Source organism: Tengunoibacter tsumagoiensis (assembly GCF_003967535.1).
Classification (GTDB): Bacteria; Chloroflexota; Ktedonobacteria; order Ktedonobacterales; family Ktedonobacteraceae; genus Tengunoibacter; species Tengunoibacter tsumagoiensis.
This window is the reverse complement of record NZ_BIFR01000002.1, coordinates 518,237-540,306: the sequence shown is the minus strand read 5'-3', so window position 1 is coordinate 540,306 and position 22,070 is coordinate 518,237. Positions and strand designations below refer to the sequence as shown.

The 22,070-nt window shown below is 47.9% G+C and carries 21 protein-coding genes; 12 read left to right on the top strand and 9 right to left on the bottom strand.

Features of this window, described 5'->3' with window-relative positions; translation table 11 throughout:
• Positions 1-159: 159 nt before the first annotated feature.
• Positions 160-2,220 (bottom strand): serine/threonine-protein kinase, encoded by a 2,061-nt coding sequence (locus EL628_RS22985; RefSeq protein WP_126582353.1) that lies wholly within the window; start codon positions 2,218-2,220, stop codon positions 160-162.
• 182 nt (positions 2,221-2,402) lie between these two features.
• Here EL628_RS22985 and EL628_RS22980 point away from each other — a divergent pair, with 182 nt between their 5' ends.
• From EL628_RS22980 to EL628_RS22970, 3 genes are all read left to right on the top strand, one after another.
• Positions 2,403-3,332, top strand: a complete 930-nt coding sequence (locus tag EL628_RS22980) for a helix-turn-helix transcriptional regulator (protein ID WP_126582352.1) — start codon at positions 2,403-2,405, stop codon at positions 3,330-3,332.
• A 93-nt stretch (positions 3,333-3,425) separates the two neighbouring features.
• Entirely contained in the window at positions 3,426-3,791 is a 366-nt protein-coding gene (locus tag EL628_RS22975) for a VOC family protein (RefSeq protein ID WP_126582351.1), read from the top strand.
• 117 nt (positions 3,792-3,908) lie between these two features.
• Positions 3,909-4,739: an LLM class flavin-dependent oxidoreductase gene (locus EL628_RS22970; protein ID WP_126582350.1), complete on the top strand. Its 831-nt coding sequence runs from the start codon at positions 3,909-3,911 to the stop codon at positions 4,737-4,739.
• A 115-nt stretch (positions 4,740-4,854) separates the two neighbouring features.
• On the opposite strand, the gene EL628_RS22965 is transcribed toward EL628_RS22970, so the two are convergent.
• Positions 4,855-5,259 (bottom strand): pentapeptide repeat-containing protein, encoded by a 405-nt coding sequence (locus tag EL628_RS22965; protein ID WP_126582349.1) that lies wholly within the window; start codon positions 5,257-5,259, stop codon positions 4,855-4,857.
• A gap of 1,087 nt (positions 5,260-6,346) precedes the next feature.
• Between EL628_RS22965 and EL628_RS22960 the strand changes: the two genes are divergently transcribed.
• Entirely contained in the window at positions 6,347-6,616 is a 270-nt protein-coding gene (locus EL628_RS22960) for a hypothetical protein (RefSeq protein WP_126582348.1), read from the top strand.
• Between the two features lie 54 nt (positions 6,617-6,670).
• On the opposite strand, the gene EL628_RS22955 is transcribed toward EL628_RS22960, so the two are convergent.
• The gene (locus EL628_RS22955; RefSeq protein ID WP_126582347.1) at positions 6,671-7,273 is read right to left on the bottom strand and encodes a TetR/AcrR family transcriptional regulator; all 603 of its coding nucleotides are present in this window, start codon (positions 7,271-7,273) and stop codon (positions 6,671-6,673) included.
• Between the two features lie 138 nt (positions 7,274-7,411).
• On the opposite strand from EL628_RS22955, the gene EL628_RS22950 reads away from it, so the two are divergent.
• Complete coding sequence (locus EL628_RS22950; RefSeq protein WP_126582346.1) at positions 7,412-8,053, top strand: NAD(P)-dependent oxidoreductase; 642 nt, start codon at positions 7,412-7,414, stop codon at positions 8,051-8,053.
• A 17-nt stretch (positions 8,054-8,070) separates the two neighbouring features.
• Entirely contained in the window at positions 8,071-9,741 is a 1,671-nt protein-coding gene (locus tag EL628_RS22945; protein WP_126582345.1) for an NADP-dependent oxidoreductase, read from the top strand.
• A 6-nt stretch (positions 9,742-9,747) separates the two neighbouring features.
• Here the strand turns inward: EL628_RS22945 and EL628_RS22940 are convergent, their stop codons facing one another.
• Entirely contained in the window at positions 9,748-10,593 is an 846-nt protein-coding gene (locus EL628_RS22940) for an MBL fold metallo-hydrolase (protein ID WP_126582344.1), read from the bottom strand.
• A gap of 297 nt (positions 10,594-10,890) precedes the next feature.
• On the opposite strand from EL628_RS22940, the gene EL628_RS22935 reads away from it, so the two are divergent.
• Positions 10,891-11,730 carry an acyl-CoA desaturase gene (locus EL628_RS22935; RefSeq protein ID WP_126582343.1) on the top strand — a complete coding sequence of 280 codons (840 nt, stop codon included), beginning with the start codon at positions 10,891-10,893 and terminating at the stop codon, positions 11,728-11,730.
• 183 nt (positions 11,731-11,913) lie between these two features.
• Here EL628_RS22935 and EL628_RS22930 read toward each other — a convergent pair whose 3' ends face one another.
• On the bottom strand, positions 11,914-12,828 hold the full coding sequence (locus EL628_RS22930; protein WP_126582342.1) for an alpha/beta hydrolase family protein: 915 nt from the start codon (positions 12,826-12,828) through the stop codon (positions 11,914-11,916).
• A gap of 607 nt (positions 12,829-13,435) precedes the next feature.
• On the opposite strand from EL628_RS22930, the gene EL628_RS22925 reads away from it, so the two are divergent.
• The gene (locus tag EL628_RS22925; protein ID WP_126582341.1) at positions 13,436-14,038 is read left to right on the top strand and encodes a P-loop NTPase family protein; all 603 of its coding nucleotides are present in this window, start codon (positions 13,436-13,438) and stop codon (positions 14,036-14,038) included.
• Between the two features lie 82 nt (positions 14,039-14,120).
• Here the strand turns inward: EL628_RS22925 and EL628_RS22920 are convergent, their stop codons facing one another.
• The gene (locus EL628_RS22920) at positions 14,121-15,020 is read right to left on the bottom strand and encodes a DMT family transporter (RefSeq protein ID WP_161975694.1); all 900 of its coding nucleotides are present in this window, start codon (positions 15,018-15,020) and stop codon (positions 14,121-14,123) included.
• 168 nt (positions 15,021-15,188) lie between these two features.
• A complete protein-coding gene (locus EL628_RS22915; RefSeq protein ID WP_161975693.1) occupies positions 15,189-16,421 on the bottom strand; it encodes a leucine-rich repeat domain-containing protein in 1,233 nt (410 codons plus the stop codon).
• A gap of 877 nt (positions 16,422-17,298) precedes the next feature.
• On the opposite strand from EL628_RS22915, the gene EL628_RS22910 reads away from it, so the two are divergent.
• Positions 17,299-17,679: a hypothetical protein gene (locus EL628_RS22910; protein ID WP_126582338.1), complete on the top strand. Its 381-nt coding sequence runs from the start codon at positions 17,299-17,301 to the stop codon at positions 17,677-17,679.
• Between the two features lie 197 nt (positions 17,680-17,876).
• On the opposite strand, the gene EL628_RS22905 is transcribed toward EL628_RS22910, so the two are convergent.
• Together EL628_RS22905 and EL628_RS22900 are read right to left on the bottom strand one after the other, a co-directional pair.
• Positions 17,877-18,704: an alpha/beta hydrolase family protein gene (locus EL628_RS22905; protein ID WP_126582337.1), complete on the bottom strand. Its 828-nt coding sequence runs from the start codon at positions 18,702-18,704 to the stop codon at positions 17,877-17,879.
• A gap of 173 nt (positions 18,705-18,877) precedes the next feature.
• The gene (locus EL628_RS22900; RefSeq protein ID WP_126582336.1) at positions 18,878-19,687 is read right to left on the bottom strand and encodes an alpha/beta hydrolase; all 810 of its coding nucleotides are present in this window, start codon (positions 19,685-19,687) and stop codon (positions 18,878-18,880) included.
• Between the two features lie 155 nt (positions 19,688-19,842).
• Here EL628_RS22900 and EL628_RS22895 point away from each other — a divergent pair, with 155 nt between their 5' ends.
• The 3 genes from EL628_RS22895 (at position 19,843) to EL628_RS22885 (ending at position 22,032) form a co-directional block, all read left to right on the top strand.
• Positions 19,843-20,502, top strand: a complete 660-nt coding sequence (locus EL628_RS22895; RefSeq protein ID WP_126582335.1) for a TrmH family RNA methyltransferase — start codon at positions 19,843-19,845, stop codon at positions 20,500-20,502.
• Between the two features lie 257 nt (positions 20,503-20,759).
• A complete protein-coding gene (locus tag EL628_RS22890) occupies positions 20,760-21,503 on the top strand; it encodes a COG4705 family protein (RefSeq protein WP_371859701.1) in 744 nt (247 codons plus the stop codon).
• 25 nt (positions 21,504-21,528) lie between these two features.
• Positions 21,529-22,032: an acyl-CoA thioesterase gene (locus EL628_RS22885; protein WP_126582333.1), complete on the top strand. Its 504-nt coding sequence runs from the start codon at positions 21,529-21,531 to the stop codon at positions 22,030-22,032.
• The last annotated feature ends 38 nt before the right edge of the window (positions 22,033-22,070 follow it).

Sequence of the window (22,070 nt, the reverse complement as noted above, 5' to 3'; positions counted from 1 at the left end):
AACATACTGCAAAAAATGTATCGTTCGATTGGTCCGTTTTTTTTGAGCTCCTTCTATACGCCCAACAGTGGCATGATAAGGATTTTTATAAGCAGCAACGAAACCTTTTCGATCTCGCTTCAGAACAGGACAAACATAAACGATGAACAGCTTTTTCTGCTAGTTCGCCCGCCAGATATGAATCCGATTTGAGCCTCCTCCTGACGCAATCCATTCGCCGTCAGGAGACCAGACTGCCATGCTCACAATATGTGCACGCTGTGCCAATTGGCTCTCAGACGTTGTTGTTAGATAGTGGATTGAGCTCAAAGGTTTAAGTTCCGTCGCCACAACATGTCCTCTATAGGCAAAAATTTCTTGACCACTGCTAGCATCCCAGATCGAAACGATGGAAGTACCTCCGCAGGAGACCAGGCGCGTTCCATCTGGAGACCAGCTTATGCTCTGGATCTGGCCAATCTCATCATTATGACAGATGGCCAGGCAGCGTCCATCGACAACTGACCAGATATGGATATTCTTATCATCGCTTCCTGATGCCAGACTCTGACTATCAGGCGACCAACGAACTATCAAGACTGGAGCCGAATGACGAGAATATGTGAGGAGAAGCCTCCCATTGCGCGCATCCCAGATGTGGATAGCGGCACCATACCCTACTGAAGCAATATAGCGGCCATCCGGGGACCAGGCTGCACAGTAGACAACATCATGATGCTGCTGATAGTTCACAAGCGTTGCACCCGTCTTGAGATCCCAGATCTGGACACTTTTATCCAGACTGGAAGAAACAAGCGAACGACTATCTGGCGACCAGGAGAGCGCGGTTACGGAATGCATATGCTTCGTATATATCTGCACCGTCTTGCCAGTCGCAGTATCCCAGACCTGCACAATTCTATTCGCCAGGGCAGCGGCCAGGTAGGCTTTATCTGGAGACCAGGCAATGGCAGTACTATTCCCTTTAGAGATGAGCATAGGCCGGACGGACTTCCCATTCGCTGCATTCCATATATCAATGAGATTAGACGGCCCCGACGAGGCCAGTTGCAAACTATCTGGCGACCAGACGGTAGAGTACTGATCAGTCAATGCTCCTTGATAGCTACAGCGAAGGCTTCCAATCGATGGGGATGCTGGAGGTAGCTTCGATAGGGCTGGCACCGGTGTGCCCCACGATGTAGCAGTCGTCAGTGGAACAGTCAGAGCGGGCGAAGGAACGGTCTGGCCTGGATTAGATAGAGTTGGTATGGCAGCAACAGCATTTGTGGAAGGCGCTGGTTGTGCTTTTTTCCATGTTTTCGTCACGACACCAGCAATTTTCTGTAGCTCCGTTCTTACTTCATGAATACTTGCAGGCCTTTTCTCCTCATCCATCTGAAGCATCTGGGCCAGCAGATCCACCAGGATCTGAGGTGTAGCCTGATTATGGGGCAGAACCAGTGGTGCAAAATAAAATGGCTTTAGGGAAGGATCAAATCCTGTCAGAAGTTGATACAGTGTCACGCCCAGGCTATAGATATCCGAACGAGGAGTCGTCTGACTCTTGCCATACTGCTCCGGCGCTGCATAACCAGGTGAGCCAAATGCAATGGTATCCTTGGCCTGGCCAGGCTTTAAGTGGCGAGCAATCCCAAAATCAATCAGATAGAGATGGCCTGTGGCCGTACGCATAATATTAAGTGGCTTTAGATCGCGAAAAATAATTGGTGGCTGGCGAGTATGAAGATAATCCAGCACATCGCACAGTTGCAATCCCATATCGAGCACCTCATCTAAGGGAAGAGAGCCATCCACGGTCTGTGCTAAATAATCTTCTAACGTTTCACCCTCAATATAATCCATGACGAGATACCATTGCCCATTTTCCAGAAAATGATCATAAATACGCGGCAGCGATGGATGCATCAGTTCAGCTAATAAGAGAGCTTCTTTCCGAAATGCTTCAGCACTCTCTGCATTCTCCTGCGGACTAAGGGTTGCCACGGGACTCATCTCTTTAATTGCCACGAGACGCTTCCCTAATTGTCTATCCTCTGCCTGATACACTGCTCCAAACCCGCCCGTCCCTAATTTGTGGAGCAGATGATAGCGCTGGTGCAAAAGATCAGAGGGAATCGGGCTCTGGCCAAGGGGTTTGCCACAACCAAAACAAAAAGCAGCCTGGGGAGGATTACTTGTCTGACAGACAGGACAGAGCCGTGAGGCTGAAATAGACATCGCTATATTTCTCTCTTCATACTTTATAACTAAGGTAAACCTTCTCTCTTCGGATTTTCTCTATTTTACCACTGGTATTACTCTCCTGGTAAATCTCAAATCAGGGAGAAAACTTGAAAAGAACGACACATTCTGGCATAATGTAATTATGTCAACAAATAGAACTAAAACAATCTAACAATATGAATCGTGTTGATCGCTTGACAGCTATCCTTTTACTCTTACAGACAAAGAGACGCACTGCGGGAGAGATGGCTCAACATTTTGAGGTCTCCAGACGCACGATTCAGCGTGACATCGATGCCCTGTGCGAGATGGGCCTTCCCATTATGTCAGGTCTGGGTGTTTCAGGGGGGTATAGCCTGCCAGCAGACTATTCTTTGCCGCCGCTGGCATTGACGTTGCATGAAGCTCTGTTATTACGACTGGCAGTGAGCAGCGTCTCAAAACTAAGCGAGACGCCCTTTAAGCAAGAACGTGAGTCATTGTTGGCGAAGGTCCAGACGCTCTTGCCTCGCCGCGAGCGCGAAAGTCTGGATCAGTTTGCACAAACGCTTTCCCTTGATGTCCCTACACAACCTTATCCGACTCCATTCCTCGATCTCCTGCTGAAAAATGCTCGCGAAGAACAATGGATCGCAGTGAACTATCGCTCGGAGAAAGGTATCTCGCAGCAGACGCTCCTGCCAAAACGCCTGCGTACGGAAGTTGGCCTCTGGTACTGTGATGCCTATTCTCTGGAGCGAAAGGCTATGCGTGTCTATCGTGTTGATCGCTTTCTCGATGTGAAAGCGGCTCCATTGCCACCACAGCTTGAGCAACCTGAGTCAACTATCACCCATGTCCACCCTTCATTTCCAGAGATCTGTATTCATTTGACGTCTCGTGGCGTCTTGAGGTTAGAACATCAACCTCATCTGGCATCTCGTCTCCAACAGACAGGCAAAGGAGAAGGATGGCTCAAGTTGCACTTACGACCAGATGAGTACGATTGGCTTGTACGCATCTTACTGAGCCTGGGCACTGATGCAACGGTACATGCACCAGAAGCACTGCGTTTGCGTGTGCAACAAGCGGCTCTGGAAATTGCCTCCCACTACACTGAAATGTGACATAAGGCTGTCGCCATTTCTTTGTTACACTTTCCTGGTATCCAAATCCTCAGGTCAAATGATCAAAGCATAACCAGGAAAGGAAAAACTATCATGACGATTCATACTATTGCACATATTGAGATCCCTACGATCAATCCAGATGCAGCCAGTCAGTTCTATCACGATGTCTTTGGTTGGCAGATTGCCGTTAATCAGGAACATAACTATGTGACGTTCCAGTCGGAGAACGGACTGCGTGGAGGATTCGCCGGACCATCTGAGCCCACGTACAAGCCTGACAGATTACTTGTCTATCTTGCAACCGATAACATTGATGCTACCCTGGCGACTGTTGAGGCACACGGTGGAAAAACTATCCTTGGAAAGACAGAGATTCCACATGTGGGGACATGGGCTGTCTTTGCTGATCCCTTTGGAAACCACTTCGGACTCTTTGTCTCAAAACGCGATCAGTAGCAGCAGCAAACGACTTACAATATATCATGATAAATAATAAGCCCTTCTTGCATAGAGTTCTGATAATCACGTATCATTTGCTCTATGCTGTATAGAAAATAGAGGAGAAGATAACCAGTGAAGTTCGCTCTCAATATTCCCAATTTCGATATCTATAGTGATGTGCATCTGTTGACTGAACTGGTCCATGAGGCTGAAGAAGCTGGTTGGGATGGCTTTTTTCTTTGGGATCATATAGGTGGAGACTGGCAAATGGCCATTGCAGATCCCTGGATAGCGCTCGCTGCGATGGCAATGGTGACAAAACGTATTACGTTGGGTCCACTTGTTACGCCGTTACCTCGTCGCCGTCCCTGGAAAGTGGCCCGAGAAGCGGTCACGCTCGATCACCTGTCTCATGGGCGTCTGGTTCTGGGGGTTGGCATTGGGAGCGATCAGGGCAGAGAGTTCAGTTGTTTTGGAGAGGAAGCCGATGACAGACTACACGGTGACATGCTGGATGAAGGATTGGAGGTGCTAACCAGACTCTGGAGCGGCGAGAGATTTAGTTATGAAGGCAAGCACTATCAGCTTTCCAATGCTTGCTTTCTTCCCACACCGATACAACAACCTCGTATACCAATCTGGCTTGCGGGCACCTGGCCAAATAAAAAGCCATTCCGTCGCGCCGCCCGTTGGGATGGCATCTGTCCAATTGGACGTGATCATGAACTGACGCCCCAGGATTTTCGCGATATGCTTGCCTATATAGAGCTCCATCGCTCCACTAACACACCTTTCGATGTGTTAACAGTGGGACAGACTACAGGAACGGACAGAACAAAGGACAGAGCAACTGTACAACCATTTGCTGAAGCTGGCGTAACCTGGTGGCAAGAAGGTTTTGATAGAAGTTATTCGCTGGAGCAAGTGCGCCAACGTATCCACCTGGGGCCACCGGAGCTGTGAGTCTGTAAAAAGCCATTTCAGAATGCATCAAACTATACTATGCAGGCCTGCAAACATCTACAGAGAGATCTGTCCTGGTCTATCGGCGCAGTTAGAGCAGCATCAAACGACCCGCTTACATTTTAGCCTTGCTCAAATCGGCTCCAGTCAGATCTGTCTCACTTAAATCGACATGACTCAGATCGGCTCCATGCAAGTTGACGCGGCAGAAATTCGCTCCCCGGACATCGGCGCCATGCAGATTAGCCTTCTGGAGATTGGCATCGCTCAGGTTGGCTTTCCTTAAATCTGCGTGGCGCAGGTCGGCACCAAGCAGATTGGCTCCACGTAGATCTGCTTCCTGGAGATTAGCCTCTGTCAGATCTGCATTATGAAGATCTGCACCACTTAGATCGGCTCCACGCAATTGAGCGGCGTGCAGGTCTGGCTCAAATGCCTGTACATCGGCATAAGCCAGCCTCCACTTATCCCATGGTATTTTCCCGGAGGACAGAAGATCACGAGGACTTTGAATTGCCATACTATTCACTTTCTCATTCTCTGGAGTTTAAGCCGAGGACAGGGCGGCGTCACCAGATACTCACTATACACGATCGAGAAATTGGTTACGTCTTTTTTCTCGGGCCCGTCGAGCGACATTATTACGATATGTCATGTATGCAAAAGCGCACACAAAGATTGCGATGACAAGAAACAGAAGAATAAACTGTTGCATATGGTTCTCCTTTACGGCACTATTCCAACTTCTCCCCTACATAAGATACCTATACTCAGACAAATTACTTATTATTTCCGTGTGCAATGCCAATGCGTGGGTAGAAAAGAAGAAATATGAAAGAGGCACACAAGTGAGAGACCTTTACATGATCAACCAGTGATCATGCATTTCCTTGCAGCGATGTGGAACATTATGCGCTCTACATCCCCTTCTAATACAAGGATTATGTTGAGAGAGGGATAGCCCATAGTAAATCTATGAGTCCTTTAAATTATACACTATTTTTCCTATAAATACAATGATTTATCTCTACTATATAGCAAGCATACAAGTAAATTATTTTTGTAAAATCCCCTTACCAATAGATCGGAGGGGGGCTGATCTTTCACATGCAAAAGCTTTTACGCTCCAAACACAGGAAAGAGACAAGCAACTTTCCCTACTTTACATCGTTTTATATGTGAAATGGTGTATGGTATGACAAGACAAGTAGGGCCTCTCCTTCCTCAACCTCCTCTGGCACACTATCAACGCCTCCATCGCCAGACTTCGGGTCAGAGAATGGGAACGTGCTATCATGTAGCAAGCGGTGGCGTAAACAGGTGCATCGCACCCATGTCCATCCATCGTATTCTCATTTTCTCCAACATAGTGTATACTCAAAGTGGCTTATAGACCTTTTTATGAGCTTTATCCTCCTACTTCGTGCTATTTTGTGACGGATTACCCCCTCTTACCTCCCAGACTGGCTATTTACAGCCACTGTGTCGCTATCAGAGGTATCTCGCTCAAATGCAAATGTAGACAGCCATGTAAATGTTCATGTAGCAAGCATGCAGCCGCAAATAGCATTCATTCCATATGCAGTTCTTAGAGAGGAAAGAGACCAATGGTAAATCCGCAACACCGACAGATTGCCTTACAGGCAAGTGGAGAATATCTCATGAATCATCTTGAAGGTGTGATGGAGATGGTTCAAGATACTTCTGCCTTTCATCAAGCAGGAAGACTTGATGAACAGGCATTGGAAAGCATCGAAGCTCAGATCAAGGCATTAGCCGAAGAGCTGGCTCAACAATCGCATGAGCAGCTTGCAGCAGTTCCTCTACGGAATAAAGCCAGACCAGAAAGCCGCGCGGTCGAGAGAGGGAGAAACTGATCGCCATGTCATAGATTCGTATCATGATACAATGCAGCATCATTGCTACACTCGTCAGACACGGGAACCAGGAGACAGGCTCATGCCCTTCAAGACGACCGTAACAAATGTATGTGTAAGCTCTTCTGAAGAGGCCAGGCCACTCTTGATAAGATCATCGTAATCGGCCTGGAAGGCGTGGAAGAGGGTTCGTACCAGCACTGGCGTCGACAGCGATGGATCAACCGCTCCTTCACGCTTCGCCTGCTCAATAAGCTGCGCCCATTGTGCAGCGAGACGATCCCTCTGAGCCTGATACTCCGGATTCTGGATAATAACTACCGGCGAAAGCTCCATATTGACGCGTCGATTGATTGAGCGGAAGGCAAAACTTTTTAAGAGGAGTTGCTCCAATCGCTCCAATGCTGGACATTCTAAGGCGAATACCGATGCGAACTCTTCCTCAATCATGCGCATCTCTCGCACAATAATCCTCACGGCCAGCTCTTCTTTGGAGGAGAAATGTTGATAGATGGTCATTTTGGCAATTCCTACGCGCGCCGCCAGTTCATCCATATTCATCTTCTGAAAACCTTGCTCGAGCAATAGCTGACACGCGGTATCCAAAATCTCTTTCTCACGCAGCTCGCGTTGTTTCTCACGCATCGTTTTTGGCAATTTTATACTCTCCGTATTATATTTAGACTTGACGTATAAATTTTAGACTGATAATATAGTAGTATACGACATTTTGCAATACCGTTCAAAAAAAACTCTGTAGGCTTGCAGAGCGTTCCTGTCCAATGGAGCAAAAAGATGAATATACTTCTCCTGGGAGCGACTGGCCGGGTCGGTCGCTATGTAATTGAGGATGCATTAGCGGCCAATCACCATGTGATAGCGGTCGCACGTAACCCTACAAAAATAGCGGTGACATCCCCCAACCTGACAATTGTTGAGGGCGATCTGTATAAGCTTGAGGCCCTGATTCATGCGCTACCGCACTCTATCGATGTTGTCATAAATGTCGTTGGAGGTGATGTGTTTAAGCCGTCAACGGTTGTCGCGGATAGTGTACAGGCTGCCCTGACGATTATGAAGGCTCTTAATGTCTCACGATATCTAGGGATCACGGGTGTCGCTGAGATGCAAGCTCAAGGCATTGGTGGAGCGATTACCATGGCGTTGCTACGCCGGTCACCCATTCGTCATGCAGTTCATGATCATGATCATGCCTTTGCGCTCGTCAAGGCGTCGGCTGTCAATTGGACGCTGGCAGGTTGCCCATACATTCGTGATTCCAGGCGTGATGGAGAACATACGTCAAAGTATACGCTCAAGCCAGACTATTTTCCAGGTGGCTTCAGAGTAATCTCACCGCAACAGGTGGCTGATTTTCTGGTGAAAGAGGTCGATGCACAACGATTTCCACAACGGATCGTTGGTATCTGGAATTAGCAGAAAGGTTCACTATCATGCGTGCAAGTCAGTTTGCCCATGCCAATACGATCATTCGTTTCATTGGGTATAAGCCTCGACCAGGTATCTCCGAAGAGCAATTTATTGCCGTCTGGCGCACAACTGTGGAACAAGGTTCTCAGCCAGCAGGACTTATCTATCGCGAGCTCTGCCAGCAGGTTCCGGAGTGGAATACACAGATTGTTGCGGAGATTCAAAACGCTAACCCTTATGCTTTCATTGATTATGCAATCCTCTGGCCTGATCAAGATCCAGCAGAGCTGCCTCTCCTTCCAGCGGAGATCTCTGCACAGTATGCGATCGTTGATGAGCTTTTCACCATTGCCCATCCTTTTATCAAGCCTGATCTGGCTGGAGAGCCGGAAACCATCTTCTGGAATTGTTTTGAAGTTAATCCTGCGGTTGAACAGGGCTTTGTTCTGGGCTGGCCCACACGTGCAGAATATCAATCGCAGCAAGAAGGTTTCTTTTCGGCACTGCTCCATCGCCATATTCGACCCAATGCTCGTATCTCTGCCTTCAATCGCGCCGAGTGGCAGAATGCATCGGCCTATGCCAGCACGATTGCCGAATTCGATCGAAAATTCCCCGTCCAGGGGCGTATGGGCGGTCCTGGTCCAGCAAAACCCCAGGGCGGACCACCACCTGTCAAAAGCTATCTGGGACTATATCGCATTGTAGGACGCTTTCAGCAACCCTCACCTCGCATCTTGCCAAAGATGCATGCAGTCGTGATGCGCGGATATGGTGGTCCAGAAGTATTGCACTATGAGGAGATTGACCGTCCGGTTCCTGGCCCTGGCCAACTTCTGCTCCGTGTCCATGCGGCTGGAATCAACCCGCTCGATGTAAAAATGCGCTCTGGTGATGTAAAAACAATCCATCCAACCTGGCCTACAGATATCCTGGGCTTCGATCTTGCAGGCGTAATCGAGGCTATCGGGCCCGGTGTTACAGATCTTACGGATCGTACAATTGGCGAAAAGGTCTATGGATCAAGCTCTCCATTTATGCGCCGCGCCTATGCCGATTATGCAGTTGTACCTGCAAGCGCCTTTAAGCCAATGCCCAGACAGGTTAGTTTTATACAAGCTGCCGCCGTCCCCAGCGCCGTTCATACCGCCCATAATGCTCTGTTTACGATGGCAAACTTACAAGCACAGCAACGAGTGCTTATTCATGGTGCATCAGGAAGTGTCGGGAGTTTCGCAGTTCAACTTGCCAAACAGGCTGGAGCCTATGTAATCGGGACTGCATCAACTGCAAAATGCGACTATGTCCTCGGCCTGGGCGCTGATGAGGTCATTGATTATCAGACACAGATGTTTGAGGAGCTTGTCTCTGATATAGATGTCGTGCTCGATACCATTGGAGGCGAGACACGAGCACGCTCCTGGGGAGTACTCAAACAGGGCGCGACCCTGATTACACTTGTTCCCCCACTCCCAGATCAGACGCTGGCAGCTTCACACGCTGTACGTGCTGTGATGAATCAGAATGCAAGCAATGAAAGTAATTTTCTCAGCCAGGTAACGCAGATGATCGAAACAGGTCAGCTTCGCCTGCCTGAGGTTGGCCGTGTCTTACCCCTTCAAGAAGCACAACAGGCACATACTCTGTTCGCTCAGGGGAAGGTTTCCGGTCGCATCGTTTTAGCAGTGAAGTAAAGGGTCTTAACCCAATTCTTTACTGATTCCGTCAATATTATAATCAATGAGACTGGCGAGCGGCCATGTTGCTGGATAGCGCTGGAGAATCTGTGCTTTGATTCCAGCTTTGCTCTCTGGCGATATGCTCCCGCTACGCTCCAGCTCTGCGCGCACGAGTGACTGATAGGTATTGATATAGTCGACTTCATCGTTCAGCGCTCGCAAGGTTGTAGGGCGACCATGTCCGGGGTAGATGCGCTCAATCCCTTTATAGTGCTGCAAGACAGTTCCCAACTGCGCTAACCAGGCAGATGAGCGTCCTTCCACCAGCCATGAATGGACGTGATGATACATAACATCACCGCAGAACAGGATATTGACTTCATCGACAACAATCACGGTCTCATTGGCTGCTTCACCTGGACCCAGATCCTCAAAGCGCCATGTCAGGCCACCAATTGCGACCGTCTTGCCCGAGGGGATCAGGTGTGTTGGTATGTAGGTCTGATCAGGATAATCATCTCCATATTTTCCTTTCCACTCAGTTCGTTTCGCTGCTTCGATAGCTTGAATGCCCTGTACAGTCAGTGGTGTAGCGTAGACGGGGACGTTGCTCCGGCCTTCCAGTAAGAGGGCTGTGCCATTGAAATGATCGGGATGGGGATGAGTAATAATAATTGCTGCTAAAGGTCGTCCCAGAGCATCAAGCTGCGCCTTGACAGCCCTCGCCTGCGAAAGGACAAACTGCGTATCGATCACAACGATTCCGGCAGCCGTTTCAACAAGATATGAGTTTACAAAGAATGTCTCTGGCGTTGAAGTATGAATATGAATAGTGAGTGGATGAGCATGTGATGATAATATCTCCATACAGATAGCTCCTTTGAGGCAGTGTCTCAGATGATAACGTCAGATGGAGAGCGAGACTTCTGGCTGTGAAGGCTCCCTTCTCGTCAATTTCACCACGTCCTTCTTCCGATAAATGTTACTGGCCAACAGGGCATAATTTTTCTTGAACCGATTTTCGTCGACACAAAATAGCCAGAAATCACAATTCCTCTGCGAAATGAAACAAAATGGCGCTTCCTTTGCTCTTAATTGTGTTCTACTTTGAAGGTGGAGCAGTAGCATTCCACATCAAGGTGGAGTCGCATTCTGGAGGTTTCAGTGAATTACGCGAGTCCTCAGTACAAGGCTTTAGTCCTTGCCGTTGTTGTTCTTCCTTTGCTGGCTACCGTTCTAGCAATTACGCTGTTGTGGCAACGAGCCGTCCAGCCTACTGATGTTATACTGATGTTAATTATGTATGCTCTGACAGCGATGGGTGTAACGGTTGGTTTTCATCGTATGTTGACGCATCGCAGTTTTCAGCCACATCCTATCGTCAAATTTCTTTTCCTGGTCCTTGGATCAATGGCTATTGAGGGCCCACCTGTTCAATGGGCCGCGACACACACCAAACATCACGCCCAGGCTGATCGCGAAGGTGATCCACATAGTCCTGCTGAAGGCTTTTTCCATGCCCATATCGGCTGGATGTTTAAAGATCTAGAAGCTGATCCCCAGATCTACGCCCGCCATCTTCTCAATGATCGCATGGTCATGTTTGTGAGCCGAACATTCTTCATCTGGGGAACTCTCTCACTTCTGATTCCTTTCCTTATTGGTGGCTGGAATGGTCTCTTATGGGGGGGACTGGTGCGTATCTTCCTGACACATCATGTAACATGGAGCGTCAATTCGATCTGCCATACCTTTGGCAAGCGCGAATTCGAGACCCCTGATCGTAGCCGCAACGAATGGCTGATTGGCCTGCTGGCCTTTGGAGAGGGCTGGCATAATAATCATCACGCCTTCCCTCGCTCGGCCTTTCATGGTCTACACTGGTGGCAGGTAGATTTCTCTAGCTATATCATCTGGACACTTGAACGCTTGAAATTAGTCAAAAATGTCTATCGCGTCACACCAGTGATGATGGCAAATCGTACCGGGAAACGATCTGCATAAGACTTTTCTTTCTGATAAAGAAAAGTCGAATGAAAAGGCACAACCTTCTCCATCAGGTCTCTTTCCTCCATTCTCCCCCTATCCACTGTGTGCACGCTCATCTGATTGCGACGATCACATACGCGCAAGAGGATGAAAGTGCACACGGTCTGGATTCGTTGCCTTATCTCTAGTATTGTCTTTTTAAAGAACACTTAGTGCGATATTTCGTTCTCCACGGTAATTGACCCAGTTTGTCATCATTTCGCTGTATCCGGGCACCAGATCCCAGACCATCTGGCCTGCTGCATTTTCCTGACTATAATAAAAACAATGGTCCCCATGAGGAAATGTATAGAGCGTGTAAGCACGATTTCCACCTTCTTGAAGAGCCTTCTCTATAATTGCTGCACTCTCACGTGGAGGAACACACGTATCCTCATCGCTCCACAATGCTAAAACTGGCTGTTTGATGTTCTTCCAGACAGGTACAGGATCATAATCGAAGGTGCGAGCACTAAATCCTGTAATGCCAGGCAGGAGTTTTAAGGGTGGGAAAGCAACTAGAGCAAACAAAAGGCGCGTCATGCTCCTCCTCCATAGCCGCTTCCAGGCAGAAGGGGACGCTCGATCTATCAGGCCACGTCGATAGCTCTCCTGCTGTAAAGGGCTCATGCCCGCTGCGGAGGCTGTAATGAGAAAAGCCACGTCAAGCGAAGAGGCAGCAGCCAGAGGAGCGACCCAACCGCCCTCACTTAAGCCCCATAATCCAATCTGACTGGCATCAATCTCCGGGCGGCTCTTTAAAAATTGCACGCCTGCCAGAGCATCATTTGCCAGTTCACGATACGACCAATAATCTTTGAACCAGTTGCCCATGGATGAACCAGTACCACGCTTATCATAGATGAGCGCTGCGATTCCTTTTTCCGCAAAGAGTTCACCAATGTGGCGTGTGCTACTCCGCGTCTCGGGTCCTGATCCATGAACACAGACCACGGCTGGACATGATCGATCGGTCTCTGGCAACAATAGGGTGCCTGCTAACGACAGATCTCCACTCGAATAGCGAACATCCTCTTCTTTAAAAGTGTAATTAAACGTGCCATTTAGCATCATGTTCCCTCTTTTCTGTCATCTCCTGGTCACAGCATCGATCTATGAGAAGCTCTGTTTCTATTGCACATACCAAAGGGGAATTTTCACATCTATCCCATTATCTATATGTCGCATTTCTCAGTAAAAAATAACAACTATGGAGAACAAAAGGAAAGGTAATGCCTGCATCCCCTTCATTAGATCTCCACGTATCATGGTAGATCATAGAGCGCAAATTTTACTCATTCCATATTATTGCTTGACGATAAATAGATAGATATTGTACATTACTAGTACCATTTTCTATAAAAATCTAAAGGAATAGTAACCTATGCCAAATTGCTAACAATGAATCAAAGCCTTTTCTCGTCATAAGCGACAGGATTTCTTCTCTATCACGCTCAATCAGAGCAGATGAGAATAATCTTGTCGTACCTGAGGCATTGAGACAGAGGAAGCATTGGGATAGATTGCTCTAGTAGAATTTCTTTTCATTTCGCCTTACATCCATCAGTCACAGCAATAGACGTTTTCTGCTACCAAACAGGGTTGCTTCTCCTTCTGTTCTCCATGCCACGATCTATAACAACCTGATACTCATTTTGCTCAGCAAAGGGAAGGATTCATCGTGGTAAAAATACATATTATTGGGGGATCTGGCAGTGGAAAAACAACGCTCGCGCAGAGGCTCTCTTCTACATTACAGATCCCCCATTATGATCTGGATAAAGTGAATTGGAAACAAGAGAATGAGGTTGACATTGCCGAACAGCCAGATTGGATTACAGAAGGCATCTATCTCATTTTTACAGAGGCAATGCTCTATCATGCAGACCACATTATTGTTTTGTCGGCACCCTGGCCTGTGCTTGCACAACGCATAATACGTCGGCACCTCCTCAATAGCCTGCGTGGCACTCAGGCTTATCCAGGGCTTAACGGAATCAAGGCACTTATCAAGCTTATAAAAGACACTCGCCGCTACTGCCTTAATCAGTATGAGCAGGAGATACCATCAATACAACATCTTCTTGAGTATATTGAAGCTCACCAGGGTACTGTGCCCTCAAGAGAGTTTGTAAAGATGTACGTTGAGGCCTATGGAAACCTTGTTGCGCCACCAACCAGCCAATTTGTCACCGAATATCTTGCACGATACAAGGAGAAAGTAATTTTCATCAATAACCGCACCGATCTCAAACGCTTTGAAGCCCACTACCTGAACAAATAATCTGAGAGCAGAATCAAAGGGGAGCTTCTACCTGAAAAAAACTCGGCTCTGCTTCGCAAGCCGAAAAAAAGCAATGCTCTGCTTAGCGAGCCTGGGTAAAGGAAATGCCCAGGATAATCAGTAGAATGCCTCCCCATTGCTGCCATTGTAGGCGCTCGTGCAAAAAGAGCCAGGCCAGGAGAATCGTCACTGTACTATAGAGCGAAGTAATGGTGCTCACAACTGCTACTGCTCCAAGCGCCATGCCTAGATTGCCTGCAATAAAGGCCCCTGTGTCAAGCAAACCCATCACGATCAGAAGTCCTCCAATTTTTCTTGGAGGAGGTTGTAAGCTTTCTCTCCTCAGTTTAATAAACGGTACCATCACAGCAATCGCAACGAGGCGAAAAAACCAGAGAGGCGTAATACTTCCCAGTCTGGGGATGACTGCAAAACCTAGCAGCCAGAAAGTGGTTCCCAGCGCTAAAGCCGCAGCGATTGCCCAGCCCACTCCTGGGGGCAGCCCCTTTCGACTTGCTTGAACTACTTTATGAAGAGTTCTGGCTGGCTTTATGTGCTCATGTGGCGCTATATTGATTGTTGTTAAAATGACACCAATCAGAATGGCCCCTATACCTGACAGTTGTATGAGTGTAAAGCGCTCTCCTGCAAAGGCTGACAGGACTACGGTTACAGCAGCATAAGCTGAAGAGATGGGGGAGACAATGGCCAACTGACCCAGTTCAAAGGCTCGATAGAGCGCTATATAGCCAAAGACACTTATCAAAGCAGCTACTGTCTCCCAGAACCAGGCCTGACGTTCAAGCAAATGAAGTTGTGCTAGACCACCACTTAAGAGCAGTAACAGCGTTAAACCACCAAAACCAACCAGATGCATATAGAAAAGCGTACGATATACCCCTACTTTATGAGTGGTTACCCTGGCAAAAAAATCTGCCAGCCCAAAACAAATAGCTGCTAGCAAGCCGAAAAAAATCTCCATCGCCACCTCCTTGTTTTTGCAACAGGCCAGTCGACCACTCATACGGTGAATGATACGTGTACATTAAGCCTGCTACCCGTCTCTTGAAAATTGAACTGAGCAGTCGACTACTGCTAATGATACGTTGCACGCTTTTTGAAATATTTTTGATGCGACTTAGAGAGATAGTTACAGGTAAATCACACATCCGTTCAGCTCAAGTTGATGAAGCGCTTCCAGATCAGGAGGGATTCTATTCCAGCGTAGATCCAACTTTTCCAGATGAGACAGCGTTCCAAGGCTTGCAGGAAGAGATGCGAAACCATTCGCACGCAGATCGAGCCATGTGAGATGGGTCAGGTCCCCGATCTGTTCTGGCAGACTGGATACTCGATTATTACGAAGATCAAGCAGAGTGAGATGGGTCATAGTTCCTATCGAATCTGGAAGCTTCGCCAGCCGATTACCAGCCAGACGCAACTCTCGCAATTGTGTTAGACGTCCAATCGCAACGGGCAGGTCAATAAGCTGGTTATTCATCACATGGAGCTCTCTCAATCGCGTCAACATCCCCAGTTCGTCGGGAAGACTTTGCAATTGATTATTGTAGAGACGTAGCTCAACCAGATGGGTGAGATGACCAATACTCGCTGGCAACTCCGTCAGTCTATTATCGGAGAGGTTGAGATACCGTAGTGTCTGCATCTGTTCAAATAGTTTTGGGGATAAAGAAGCGATACGATTATTGCTGAGATAAAGGAAATGCGTGAGCTTGGTCAGTTGACGCAGAGACTCGGGAAGTTCGGTCAACTTATTATGTCCAAGATCCAATGTATGAACTGCTGAGAGCTTCCCAATCTCTTCAGAGAGCTCTGTAAGCTGATTTTCAGCTAAATTAAGCACTTTCAGCCCTGTTAATTGCCAGAGCGAGTCAGGCAATGTGCTCAGACAATTATTACCAACACTGATATCTGTCAGGTTGGTTAGCTGATGAATACATGCAGGTAGAGTATGCAAGCGATTTTTATAGCAGCGCAAAACGCTTAGATGCGAGAGCTGACAGATAGTCTCAGGAAGCGATTTCAACTGGTTATCATCAAGATAACATTGCTGTAGACTGCGAAGATCTCCTATAGAGTCTGGTAATAGCTCTAATTGATTTCCAGTCAAATCTAAATCGCGAAGATTGGAAAGGCGATCGATAGAGTCTGGTAGTGCCTTCAGCTTACAATGGCGTAGAGATAAAGCCACAACTGTATGGTTTTCGACAACGACGCCCAGATCATGAGAGATAATCTGATCTTGAGATATTCTGGGAAGGAGTTCCTCCTCATTAAGAAAGCCCTGTGCCTGAAGGAGCGCCTCTAGCTCTTCCAGCACGCCTCTCTCAGCCTGATGAAGATCTCTATAATTATGCACCATTTCATCTTCCTTACATTCTTTGAGGAAAGAGACAAGCGCTTTCCCTACTTTACTATATTTCATGATTAAAATGAGCAAGATATCACAATACAAGTAGGGCGTCTCCTTCCACAATCGTCAAGCTCCGCCATGGTAGCCCCACTATAACATCTTTTCCCCATTTTCCATTTGCCAATTGAGCCATAGAGGGGCTCACAGAGCGGAGTGGGAACTGAGGAAAGAGACAAGCGACTTTCCCTACTTCACAGCTTATTATATACTTTTTCATGCAATGTTCAATAAAACAAGTAGGGAAGGTCGCTTGTCTCCTTCCAAATCTCGACATTCCGCCATGCCAGCCCCTCCATAACATCTTTTCCCCGTTTTCCATTTGCCAATTGAGCCATAGAGGGGCTCACAGAGCGGAGTGGGAACTGAGGAAAGAGACAAGCGACTTTCCCTACTTCACAGCTTATTATATACTTTTTCATGCGATGTGCGATAAAACAAGTATGGAAGGTCGCTTGTCTCCTTCCTACATTTCCCTTTCCGCCATGCCAGCCCCACCATAGCATCTTTTCCCCGTTTTCCATTTGCCAATTGAGCCATAGAGGGGCTCACAGAGCAGAATGGGAACTGAGGAAGGAGCAAAGATGTGAATCGCATCCATTCGCCAATTCGCCAATTCGCCCAAAAAAGGCTTGATTTTTTGGAAAATAGCAGGTATAATTATATGTATAGTCTGATGAGGGCGCCGAGATGGGCGTCTTTTTTATTGCCTTTTTCCAGAGCTCCTCTCCATAATCACTTGCTTCTTGACGGTACACACTCAACTTGCCCAAATAGTGACTATGCTCTACTATATGTTTCTGATTATATACAGAAAGAAGACCCCTTGATGGCATACGATCAACAGCCCACCGGTTGGAATAAACAAGCTTCTCAATTGGCATCTGTGACCGATCTGACTGGCAAGTCAATTGATCCAGGGATACTGGAGACGGTTATCGCATTAAATCTGCTTGGAGTTGAGACAACCTCTTCTTGTGAGGGCCATCTTGACCATGGCACCCCTGCTCCATGGGTGGATTTTCACGCGGTAGGGACGGAGGAGATTCGGCATCAGGCCAATATAGCAAATAAACAATTGCAGGATGCAGAGGAGCAGCATGCATCAAGAGAGATTTTGCACACGCTCACAGAAACAATCTTTCGCCTGGCCCATGAAGAGCAGAAAGCTATACTATCGAGGGGCATGGTTAGTTCATCAGGCGCTTGAGGCTTTTTATGCGACTCGTCAGGTTCCCTACGACCAGCAACTTTACCTTCATAGCGACAGCTTTGGCTACAGTCGTTTACAATCCCACGGGATAGACTATCAAGCACAACGTACGATGGCACAGGTTGCTGAAAAGCTAGAAATCTATCAACAGGAGATGCAGGATTTTACAACTTTTCTTAAATATACCTATCTACCTATAGATGCTCGCTAGCAGGCTCTAACAGGCTCTCAATCTCACTGACTGTCTGTTTCCATGCCAATGATGCTGCATCAATAACGACAAAATGGTCAGCCCCCTCAAGCGTGATTAAATGGACATCATCACCTGCCTCTATTGCATGGGCGAGATAGCTCTGACTCATTGAGAGGGGGACTCTTGTATCGTCCGTTCCATGAATGAGCACCTGTGGCAGACCAAGCGGCAAAAATGATGTGGGCGAGGCCTCGGTATAGCGTTCAGGGACTTCATCCAGCTCACCACCCAGAAATTCAACGACTGCATCACCGCCCAGGTGCTCGTGCCAGGCAATCGTCAGGTCAGAAACGCCCGCCTGGCTGATAATCCCTACCAGTTCCAGAGGTGGAGTCGTTCTGGTTAGAATACTTCCAGGCTTGAATTGGCGACGTGCGGCAAGCCAGAGCGCCAGATGTCCGCCAGCGGAATGACCAACAGCTACAACACGTTGCAGGTCGATCGGGAATGTCTTCGCCAGACGCTTCAGATAATCTGCCGCCCGCGCTACGTCCTGTAGCGTTCCAGGCCAGCCTCCACCAGGATCGCCAACACGACGATACTCAATATTCCAGACTGCAATGCCCCTCTGAACCAGATCTTCAGCCAGACCAGACATCAATGATAGCCCATGTGGGGCTCGCCAGAAACCTCCATGAATTAATATGACCACTGGATGGACACCACTCTGTTCCGGAAGATAAAATTCGCCAAATTGTTGCCGCTTATTCCCATAGGCCGATGTAAATTTTTGGAAGCCTGGCTCATCATTACGATGAATATTTGTCATAAATCATCTCTCTCCACATCTGGTCTGGCCGCTATAATGAGAACCATTTTAGCTTATTTTTGCAGGGAATATCAACAACACACGGCTCAAGCCGATCTCATACGTCAATAGTGCAGTACTGAAGGTCAGCGTTCAAAGTTGTTTTCTTGCCCTGCGTTGCTTTACAAGGAAGATTACTTCTTTGCAAGGTGGTGTTGAAAGAAGATCAAAGCATCCTGATACACTTTATCAAAGCCATCCTGACTCTGAGCGCTAAACGTATGATTCTCGCCCGGTAAAAGCTTGAGCGTGACGTCTCCACCCACTTCTTTTAGCGCTGCCGCCAGAAGCTCTGCCTGAGTATAGGGAACAGCCTCATCCTGATCGCCATGGATAATCAGAAACGGGGGTACATCCCAGTTCACATAGCTAATGGGATTTGCCTGACGCGCCAGCTGTACCATCTCTTGCGCCGATCCTCCCAGAAACCTGGATACAAACGAGGTTGGAGCATCATACCAATCACCCAACTTTTGCAGGTCGGTTAGCCCACTTAGATCAACGACCGCCTGCACGCTGGCACTTTTCGGGTCGTCTGTCGGCTCTCCTGCCGTAGAGGTACCCAATAAGGCTGCCAGATGACCGCCAGCAGAATGCCCTATAACGCCAATACGTGCAGGATCAATATGGTACTCCTCAGCATGCGAACGTAGCCAGCGCACAGCATCCTTTACATCTTCAATCTGTGCTGGAAAGGTTGCCTGATGCGAGAGCCGGTATTGAATGCTGGCCGTAAAAAATCCTTGCCGGGCAAAAGATTCTCCATTGCGTCCCTTCCGATCGCCAGACTCCCAACCTCCACCATGAATATATATGACTACGGGTAAGGGCTCTGCTGGAAGCTCCTGTGGGCGAATGATATCCATAAAGAGATCAATACCATCTACTGTCTTGAAAAGGACATCAAGCTGATCTGTTGTTGGCACTATCTGTGAGGGTTGCATATATAGACTCACTTTCTTCTTAAGGCTCTACAAAAAACTCTTCTTTATTCTACAACACGTCTCCCTCTGCTCAGAAGAGCGTCCCATCTTTCTCAGTGCCCCATTGCTCCAGGAAGAGTTGTATTTTTCTGCCGAGTCAATTAGAATAAGAGGCAATGATTTATTTTGAGGATATCACGACGATTAAAGATCCACGTATTGTCGAGGCCAGAACACTCACCTCGGCAGTTGGACGAGCGCGCCTGAAGAAGTGCCTCATTGAAGGGATCGAAAATATTGAGCGAGCTCTGGCTGCTGATATGCATCTTGAGCATATTTTTTACCATCTTGCAGCACGAGATGATCGCTTTCTCACACAGCTCATGCGGCAAGGGATAGCTTGCTATGGGCTCTCCGATGGCATCCTCAAAAAGGTCACGCATACAAACTATCTGGTCCCCTATGTGGGTGTGGCAGCTCTTCCCGAAGAGATCGGCACAACCATGGATAGCACTGTTATGGTCATTGATAACACACAGAACCATGCCACACTGGGAAAGCTTATTCGCGAGGCAAGGATATCAGGGCTTCGCGATCTCATCTCCACCGATCATGAGATCGATCTCTTCTTCAGAAATATTGTGACTTCTTCCGCTGGCGCGGTCTTTGGTTCGCGTCTTAAGCGCTGTTACTCAGCTCGTGAGGCCCTGGATCTGCTCCAAAGGCAGGGCTACCAACTGATGACTACGCATCCACTTACCAGAGACTTTGCTGGCCTTGCGGTATTTCAAACTGAGACAAAAGGCGTGGGCAGCCAGAAATCTCCCTTTATCTAACTGGAGTAGCCTTCTCTTCTCATACTACGTGGTTTTATTGACATCCACTCTCTCCAGATGCTAAGACAGACTAAGACTGTTTCTCTATGCTAAAAAGGCATTCTAAAAGTGAGCTATTATTTTGTTCTTATCACCAGGAGAATACGTACTTGAGTAAGACCACACCCTCTCATCAACCCGATAGGGAGGCCAATTTGGCCGCATCACCGCTTGCGAACGCAAGCAATCCATCATCCAGTAGTCAAAGGCCACCTCGTATGGTGCAAGTATTGAGAAAGGTTCCGGAAATTACGGTCTATTTCTGGATCATCAAGCTATTGACCACGGCGATGGGTGAGGTTACCTCCGACTATCTGGCTCATCAACTCGATCCACTGATTGCAGTAGCACTCGCTGGAACAGCTTTTGTTGTTGCACTTCTCCTTCAGTTTATCGTGCGCAGATATGTGGCATGGATCTACTGGCTGGCGATTGCGATGGTCGCGGTCTTTGGAACCATGGCAGCCGATGTCTTACACGTCGGTCTGAAGGTCCCTTATATAGTATCCACAGCGCTCTTTTCAGTTGCATTGATTGCAATCTTTCTCATCTGGTATCTCAGCGAAAAGACGCTATCTATTCATAGTATCTTTACCCGTCGCCGCGAGGTCTTTTATTGGGCCGCCGTGATGGCAACGTTTGCACTTGGAACTGCAGCGGGTGATCTCACTGCTACGACTGGGAATCTTGGATATTTTGCTTCGGGCGTCCTATTTGCCGTCCTGATTGCGATCCCGGCTCTCGCTTACTGGCTCTTTGGCCTCAATGAAATTGTCGCCTTCTGGCTTGCTTACATCTTAACACGGCCTCTGGGTGCCTCATTTGCAGACTGGGTTGGAAAACCACAAGATCTGGGAGGGGCCGGAGTAGGGACCGGCGTGGTCAGTCTAATCTTAACGATTTTGATTATTGGCTTCGTTGGCTACCTGACAATAACGCACAAAGATACCAGGAGCGAGTAAACGCTGATGAAGGGACAATGGGACAATGGCAGTAGATAGCTACCAGTGCTGGTATCCAGTGGAGATCCGTATCCGCGACCTGGATCCGCTTGCTCATGTGAATAATACGGTCCATTTTATCTATTTCGAAGAGGCACGGGGGTTTTATTTTGATCAGTTGAAGCCATGGCTTTCGCCATGGCCTCCCGATGATGAAGACCCGATACCACCTAATCCAAGAATCCAGACTGGCCCATATGGTCCGCGCTATGGCATGCTGGTGAAAGAGGTTACCTGTACATATCTTTTCCCCCTCACACGTGGCGATCGCGCAGAGGTAGGGATCAAGGTGAGCCAGATAGGCAATACGAGCTTTCTTATGGACCATATCATTCGTGATCGACACCAACCTGAACGGCTCTTTGCCACTGGACGCTCCGTGATGGTCTGGTGCAATTATCTTACAGGCCGTCCGCATCCTGTCCCGCTCGTCCTTCGCTCAGCTATTGAACAGTTGGAACAACAATCCTTTCCACCCAAAAATAGCTAGCGGGGCCAGATTACCTGCGCGGTACATCCAAAAATTCA